General features: G+C 51.7%; 1 protein-coding gene. It reads right to left on the bottom strand.

The features are described 5' to 3' along the window. The coding region (locus tag NE664_13465; protein ID MCQ4727640.1) for a hypothetical protein at window positions 1-417 on the bottom strand (417 nt) is incomplete at its 3' end. Window positions 418-489 lie beyond the last annotated feature (72 nt).

Here is a 489-nt window from a genome sequence, read left to right as displayed (position 1 = left end):
ATACTTTTTTTCCAGTACAGATACACACTCTTCTATCTTTTTTCTGAATGCGTCAGACCGTTCGTCTCCCTCAAAATCGTAATGATTGTAATACATGTCGGTCACGATAACGGTCTTTTCCGGATGGGCATGTTTAACAGTATCGATCCACTGATAAGCCCGTTCGTAAAGCTGGCCGTCGGTCCATTCTTCAATCACATTCACTCCCAGCTCAAACACGGCGGCATCCCAGTCTGTCAGGCCTGCAATATATTCTGCCATCGCACAGTCCATAAATGCGCTGCCGGCACTTCCCAGATTGATGAAATCGTATCCCAGCTCCCACGCCGTCTGAAACGCATATGTCCTCGATGGAACGGAAGCGTTGCCGCCGTGGGTGATGGATGAACCGTAAAACAGCAGGCGCTTTTCCGGCATTTCCTCCGTCTTGGGCAGCCGGATCGCCCCCCGGATCTCCCGGATACAGCAGCCCCAGTCGTAGGGAAGCAG

The sequence above is a fragment of the Anaerotignum faecicola genome (genome assembly GCA_024460105.1).
Lineage (GTDB): Bacteria > Bacillota > Clostridia > Lachnospirales > Anaerotignaceae > JANFXS01.
This window is presented reverse-complemented; position numbering and strand designations above follow the sequence as displayed.